The organism is Rhodoblastus sp. (genome assembly GCF_052145335.1).
In the GTDB taxonomy this organism is placed as follows: Bacteria; Pseudomonadota; Alphaproteobacteria; order Rhizobiales; family Beijerinckiaceae; genus Rhodoblastus.
The window spans coordinates 1-6,714 of sequence record NZ_JBKQOU010000079.1; the positions used below are offsets into that span (position 1 = coordinate 1).

Sequence of the window (6,714 nt, forward strand, 5' to 3'; positions counted from 1 at the left end):
CAATCAAGACGAGTATAAACACGACGGGCTAACAGCAACAGAGCCGTCGCACGATCTTGCTCATCTCTTCGTCGCAGCCAATGGATCACTGCTTTGGGCACCTGGCAGCGGTGCGGTGAACTCAAAGCTAGCCGAATACAACTCGGTGTTCATTGAATATATTCTGCACTTAATTTACAATCATGTATATCGCCAAAATGTTGCCGAAGCTGATATCATCGATAAATTGAAAAAGCACATGCAGTGGTTTGCCAACGTCCATTACGCGCCCTTTCCCATAGGAGACGAGGCAGCCCACCGAGTGATTACGTCGGAACTCGACATTGCTCTCATTACGCGGTTATCACCACTGTTTTTTAATTTGCACCATCGCGAATACAATGATCGCTCATGCAAGATCGATGGCGTCCATATCGAATTTACGCCTGCGGACACACCTCAGGCATCCGGAAATTGTCTTCATGCCGCAGTCGTGACGCGCGACCTCCTCATCCAATTGTGTCGGTCCTAGATGCTTGATCCCAGGGTTTGATGGTGCAATCTTCTCCTCGGGCTGGAGGGATGCGCTATGGGACAGATTCTTCACGGGAGCGACCGCACGACAGAGGCAGTGCGTCGAGCGATACAGCATGGTCAAGAGAGCCTGAGAGCGCTCGCCAAGCGATCCGGCGTCCGGAAGAATTTCGCACGGTGACGCGCGCGCATCTGATCGCCTGGCGCGACGAGCTGCGCCGGCGCGAGTTCGGCGGAGCCACCATCAGGCACCGGCTCGCGGCGCTGGCCTCGCTGTTCGAGTATCTGTGCGAGAAGAACGCCGTCACCCATAACCCGGTCAAAGGCGTCGAGCGGTCGAAGACCAAAAGCGGCGAAGGCAAGACGCCAGCGATCGGCGATTATCAGGCGCGCGACCTGCTCGCAGCGCCCGGCGGGGACACCGTCAAGAGCCGTCGCGATCGCGCCATCCTGTCGACGTTGCTGTTCCACGCGCTGCGCCGCGAGGAGCTGTGCAAGCTGAAGGCGAAGGATTTGCGGCACGCGCGCAAAGGCGTACCGCACCTGAAGGTCTCCGGCAAGGGAGGCAAGACGCGCTATCTGCCGCTGCATCCAAGCACCAATGGACTCATCAACGACTACCTCGACGCCGCCGGCCACGGCCTCGACGAGGCCGGTGCGCTGTTCCGGCCGGTCCGCAACAACCGCACTGGACGGCTAGAAGCGGCGATCACTGCGGAGGGCGTCTATCGCCTGGTGCGGCGCTATTCGGGGGAGCTGGGGTTTTGATCGGCGCGCACGCGCCGCGCGCGACCGCCGCTACCAACGCGCTCGATCACCAGGCCGACATCGCGAAAGTGCAGGAGTGGCTCGGTCACGCCAACATCGCCACAACGCGCATCTACGATCACCGCCGCACCCGTCCGGAGGACAGCCCGACCTTCAAGGTTGCCTGCTGACGCGGGCAGGAGAGTTCAGCTAGGTAAGGGCAATTGTCTGACGGATGACGTTGAACAAGGTCGTGTAGCAATGAACTGTGACGTCAAGCACCGCCTAACGGAACGCGCGAAAAGATATAACGCGGAAACGGCCCGTTCAGCGAATGAGGCCTTTGATTCTTGGCTTGACAAATCGATGATCGGCGACGACCAGGACGGCCACGCGAGCTTCCTGCGATCCGCGCAACTTCTTTATCAATGGGGCGCGCCCCGTCCACTGGTAAAAGCGTTTCGCCACCCTGGACTTAGGGCTTCCCCCAGTCATCGAAGTTCCTCGGTTGTGCAAGGCGAGCGTTGCGGGGAGCCTCAAGCGCTTGAGAGGCTGATAGATGTGTATTGTGGAATGGACCCCACGTGGTTTAAGCAGCTTCTTTCGTCACTGCAGGGATCGGCGCTCTCACAAGGTCCATGGCTACTCCATCTACGAAGTAATAATGACCGATATTGGCTAACTCGCGCCGAGTTGCCCGTTCTCTGCGCATTTTCTCTTGCTATTAACGTTGAGAGAGCCAGTCGTTTGCCGTTATGCTGCATCGATGATTCAGAGATGCAGTTCCTAACGTCCATTGCTCGCGAAATTTGCCCTCGCTTGTCAATGACGAGACCTCTGTGGTCGCTAGAGCGAGCGGACACGTTATCAGAAATCGAAGAGCTCATCGTTGGACTATCGTGGGGCGAATACAAACAAAGAGAGCGAGTTGTTGCTAGATTCGACACTCATTGTCTTATAGCGGTAGGAAAATATCTTTCGCTGTTACAGTTAATAGAGTCTGTGACCCTACCTGTACATAGCCTATGGCTACAGTTTTCTGATGAATCAAGAATGCGAACGAGCCTTTCTCCGAAGATTGCTGGCTTATCCATGCGGACTCGCAAACTACATCCGCAACAACTACCATCGGAGATCGAGAGTCGTATAAAAGCGCAGGCTGTTAAAGATGGCTTACTTCCGAAGGATCCAACACTGGCGGGTGTAACAGCTGACGACCGGTGGGTCTATCACCCGCATATTGACGACCCAGTGCCAGCCTTACATGTCGCCGGCTTCCTTCCGCTTGATTTTGGCATTGGCTATGAGGACGTGCTGGGACCGATCGGACCGCGTTTCACTGAAGACGATATGTCAATGTTGACTGAGAAGGTTGAACGAGCGATTGCATTGATCGCGGAAAGTTCTCCGTCTGCCTTCCGATGGATTGTCGATGGAGTGCGGGTAATTTGGATACGGCCTGGCGATAATGACCGCAGCTTGTTTGGCTCGTCGTCATGGAGAGAGTATCCGGGATTAATTTCTTTGCGTGGAATTGAAAACAATCAAGTTTCGGTCGCGTCAATATCTAATGCTATACTGCACGAATCTATCCATACGTTCCTTGACCAGGTTGAAATATTTTACCCGTTTTGCGCAAATCCGAACCGATTGTATCCGTTGTATTCCATATCTCCATGGACTGGCAGGTCATTACCCATAGATTCATTTGTCCAAGCCTGTTGCGTCTGGTATGGGCTCGCGCGATTTTGGGCGATTGCGCGGAGTAATGTTGCTTCGCATGACGCAACAGAAGAGCTAAATCGAGCGCGTCGTGGATTCTTAGGCAAAGAATACAAGCAGCAACTTGTAACAATCGGGCCGCTTTTGCGGCCCGATATTAATCGGTTGCTGTTAGAATTCCAGTCGGCACTGTGACCCGTGTTCCGGGTTGACCGTGCTTACCGCGCGTGAGCAAGCGGCCCGGTTCCAAAGGCGTCCCCTCCGCGGGCACCAGAGGCAATGGTCGATTGCCTATCGTGGAGAAGACGCCCTACTCTATAACCTATAAACCGTCGCGGAAAGTGTCTGGTGCGAAGGTTCCGAGGATAGTCAGAGTTATGTCGATTAGACGCTTATCCTCAGTTGAGCCGTCATGCACCACATTCTCCGTTGGGGCTAAGTAAGCCTCCCCTGGGGCAATACGCAGTCTTACGATGGGATAAGACGGAAAAGACTCAAAGAACGCCCAAGCCAATCCTCGCCCAGTATCGTTGATACGTGCATCGCGAACGCCAAGCTGCTCGAGCTGCCGGCGCATTTCCCGCAGCGGGAGATTGACAAACAACAGGTATCTGTCCTCAGCTCCAAGGTTTATACAAATCCGATTGGGAGATAACGCCCTTAGCTCAAGCTCGCGAGAATAAAAGGTATCGACATGCATTCCAGTGAGCAAACCCGTATTCGAATTAACAGTACAGGTGGAAAGACCAGTAGGTCTCGTATTAATGCCAGCACCGTCATATCGTGGCTTGCAACATCGCGCAGTCATCTCGGCCAGCAGTTCCCTTAACCCTAATGCGTATTCTTCGGAGCCGGCGAGTTGGAAAACTACGTCAGCGGACTTGTTTTGAAGGCCCGCATCGCGGATGGCACGAAAGTGACGCAGAATCCGCTCTGGCACCTGAACAATGGCGACCCATTGCCCGACTTCTATTGGCTCGGCGCCAACCAACGTGGCCACGTCGGAGCCGGCGAGAGTCCGCCAAGGCGGTCGCGGCACGACGGCCCCCGAGCCATAGCTGGCCGCAATATTGGTAAGTGCGGTAGCTTGGCATGAGCCATCACTTAGGGATACGCGCGGGCCGCTCAATCCAGCAGTTTGTGAGTGTTGTTGAAGGAGCACTACGCCTGGCAACAGCTCCTTCGTCTCAGAAGAAAGTTGCATCGAAAGGGTTGCCATCGCTGCTCCGCACATCAAAGTCCATGAGTCATGGTCACCCACGATACATAACAAACGTGTGAATAGCGTACTTTGTGCCGTGCTCAATCAACAAGCCTTCATGACGCAGATCGTGCGGAAAAAGAAGCGCCATACCGGCTTCAGGCGCTACAATTTGTCCGGTATCTGGAAAACTAGCTGCGCCGCCCAAAAAATCGTCATTTAGATATATAACGAGTGTATATATGCTCGTATGTCTGTCATCAACGCGAAAAGGCGTGTCTTGGTGTATGGGAAAGCAGTCTCCCGCAACGTATCGAAGAAATATAGCGCGATCGTCTGCGATTCGTTCGATCCGCAAACCGTTGACCTGTGACGGCAGAGCGGATTTGATTTTGGCAAAAATTGGAGCTGCATCAATTTGAGCGGGGGAATAGTGCCTATTTGACACCCCGTTCCCATTAACGTTGGACGCGAGCCAATTGGAGTTATGCGCTTTCTCTAGGTACGAACGACAGGTCGTCGTATCAAGAACACCGGGGAGCCTGATTATAGTTGATGCGGCGCGTGTGTTGATAGGCTCGTAGTGGCGTTTATGCCGTCGGGCTTCAGATAAAAGTGCGTCGATAACGGACATCTTTATTGCACGACAATAATTTGTCGAGGTACTATCGAACGTGCCGTTTTCGAACAACTTATTTGAAGGTGCGCCGCCACCACACAGCTCAAAATACGAACACTCAGTCGCGCATTTCGACACCCCTGCGGCAACTTCGGCTGTCATTGCTAAAAAGCGCGGATTGTGAGCCATGCCGTTAAGGGGCTCTGACGAAATTTGCCCGATGGAAAAATTGCCGAACCGGTCGTGATGTTGGCCGAGAAGTTCCGGCGAGAATGTCCCAACGGCCCCGTCGACAGAGACAGCAAGGATTGCGAACGGCGTCGCTTGCTGATTGTGAACCTTGCCAGGCTTGCTGTGACGAATAGAACTAACCAGAGTATCGGCTTCACGCAAAACGAAGGCACGTCGCTCGAAGTGAACTTGAAAAAGGTCCTTCCAAAACACTGCAACGCGGTCCAAGAAACCAGCTTCGTCCATCGACGAAATGAGGTTAGTGCCCTCGACCTCATCGATATTGAAGCCTACAGATGCGGCACCGAGTTCCTCAAAAAACGTATACAGTTCACGCGCTTTGTCCACTGAGGCGGACGTCACCACACAGATTACGCTGAACGCAATATTGTGCTCTCGCAAGAGCTGAACACCACGCATCACCTTGTCATGCGTGCCAGTCTTTCCGCGCGTAATACGATGAACGTCATGAACGTACTGAGGTCCGTCGATGCTTATCCCGACCCGTACGCGTTGCCTTTTGAACAAATCACAAAAGGCATCGTTTAGGAGCGTTGCGTTCGTCTGTACATGATGCAAAACTCGAGTCACATCATTGAGCGGACCACACGCGTCAATCAATCGGTTGAGATGTTCGGCGCCTACCGCCAACGGTTCACCAGCGTGCCACACCACGCTGAGCGTTGAACCGACCCAATTTGCGCTCGCGATTTGGCGCGCCGCATCCGCAACTATTGACGGATCGAGTCTCGCTTTAGATTGACGGTGTGGGAGGTAGCAGTAGTTACAATCAATGTTGCAAAACGGGGTCGTTTGGAAAATTAGCATCTCAACGCTTGGATGAGCTTCCACTGTTGCGCCCGCCCTGAGGTAGCATATAGCCGTCAAATTTTAATAGAATCAGTGTATCAAGTGGTGCTAGATTGCACGCCGCAACACCCGGCGCACAAACCAAGCCGGTTGATCGCTGCTGCCGCAATTAGCTTAGCTTTGGTACGTACGGCGAAAACTACTGCCCCCATTGATTCCATTGCACGAAAGGCGAACCGGGAGGGGCCTGACCGAAATCGTTAAACTCAAACCGAACCGCATCATCCAACGCCGCCCACCTCGAAGGTGTTGGACTACCGCCTTGCATTCGGGTCTCGTCCTCTTTAAGCCACTGACGAAGTTCGGCGATCTGTTCCTCAGTGCTCATTTTACACCTCCCCAGACATATGCAATTTGATATGGGACCATGCGTAAATCTGTCAGCGACCGAAGTCAAGGACGGAGTGTCAGGAGCCATCTTGGCTTGAGAATATCGAACTTCAGGACGAAAAAGCCATTTAACTCCAGAATATCAGATCAAAATAGCCAATTATATCAAGACATTAAGTTATAATACTGCGGCAACAAATTATCGAGTTAAATGGCTTTTTCAAGTCATATTCTCAAATCAAACGGATTCTCAAGTATTATGGCTTCCGATTAAGTCATTGAATTGTTTGGTAACAAATTCTCAAGCCAAGATGGCTCCTGACACCCGAACCCACCAGAAAACCGCCGCACTAAACAGCCCTGGGCTGAGGCCCCCCTCGCGTGCCGATAGATCAGAGCACTCTCAGTTCTATGCACCCTGAAGCGATCTCGTGCATCGCCGCCTTCACGCTCGTAATGGTGCTGATTTTTTGCTGAGCCG

Annotated in this window: 7 protein-coding genes and 1 pseudogene; 5 read left to right on the forward strand and 3 right to left on the reverse strand. The window is 53.2% G+C overall.

The features are described from left to right. The 5 genes and pseudogenes from ACLP2E_RS05710 to ACLP2E_RS05730 form a co-directional block, all read left to right on the forward strand. A partial coding sequence (locus ACLP2E_RS05710; protein ID WP_442465388.1) for a hypothetical protein occupies positions 1–511 on the forward strand: 511 nt, incomplete at its 5' end. A 57-nt stretch (positions 512–568) separates the two neighbouring features. Continuing rightward, positions 569–673 (forward strand): annotated as a pseudogene (locus tag ACLP2E_RS05715) (IS481 family transposase); the annotation flags it as partial. A gap of 17 nt (positions 674–690) precedes the next feature. Beyond that, positions 691–1,281, forward strand: a complete 591-nt coding sequence (locus ACLP2E_RS05720) for a tyrosine-type recombinase/integrase (protein WP_442465389.1) — start codon at positions 691–693, stop codon at positions 1,279–1,281. Further along, positions 1,278–1,451: a tyrosine-type recombinase/integrase gene (locus ACLP2E_RS05725; protein ID WP_442465390.1), complete on the forward strand. Its 174-nt coding sequence runs from the start codon at positions 1,278–1,280 to the stop codon at positions 1,449–1,451. The genes ACLP2E_RS05720 and ACLP2E_RS05725 overlap by 4 nt, the downstream gene beginning before the upstream one ends. Positions 1,452–2,313: 862 nt before the next feature. Continuing rightward, positions 2,314–3,177 (forward strand): aKG-HExxH-type peptide beta-hydroxylase, encoded by an 864-nt coding sequence (locus ACLP2E_RS05730; RefSeq protein ID WP_442465391.1) that lies wholly within the window; start codon positions 2,314–2,316, stop codon positions 3,175–3,177. A 127-nt stretch (positions 3,178–3,304) separates the two neighbouring features. Here ACLP2E_RS05730 and ACLP2E_RS05735 read toward each other — a convergent pair whose 3' ends face one another. The 3 genes from ACLP2E_RS05735 to ACLP2E_RS05745 form a co-directional block, all read right to left on the reverse strand. After that, entirely contained in the window at positions 3,305–4,201 is an 897-nt protein-coding gene (locus ACLP2E_RS05735; RefSeq protein ID WP_442465392.1) for a hypothetical protein, read from the reverse strand. A gap of 34 nt (positions 4,202–4,235) precedes the next feature. Then, positions 4,236–5,885 (reverse strand): cyclophane-forming radical SAM/SPASM peptide maturase GrrM/OscB, encoded by a 1,650-nt coding sequence (gene grrM / locus ACLP2E_RS05740; RefSeq protein WP_442465393.1) that lies wholly within the window; start codon positions 5,883–5,885, stop codon positions 4,236–4,238. A gap of 157 nt (positions 5,886–6,042) precedes the next feature. Further along, the gene (locus ACLP2E_RS05745) at positions 6,043–6,231 is read right to left on the reverse strand and encodes a hypothetical protein (RefSeq protein ID WP_442465394.1); all 189 of its coding nucleotides are present in this window, start codon (positions 6,229–6,231) and stop codon (positions 6,043–6,045) included. Between the last annotated feature and the right edge of the window lie 483 nt (positions 6,232–6,714).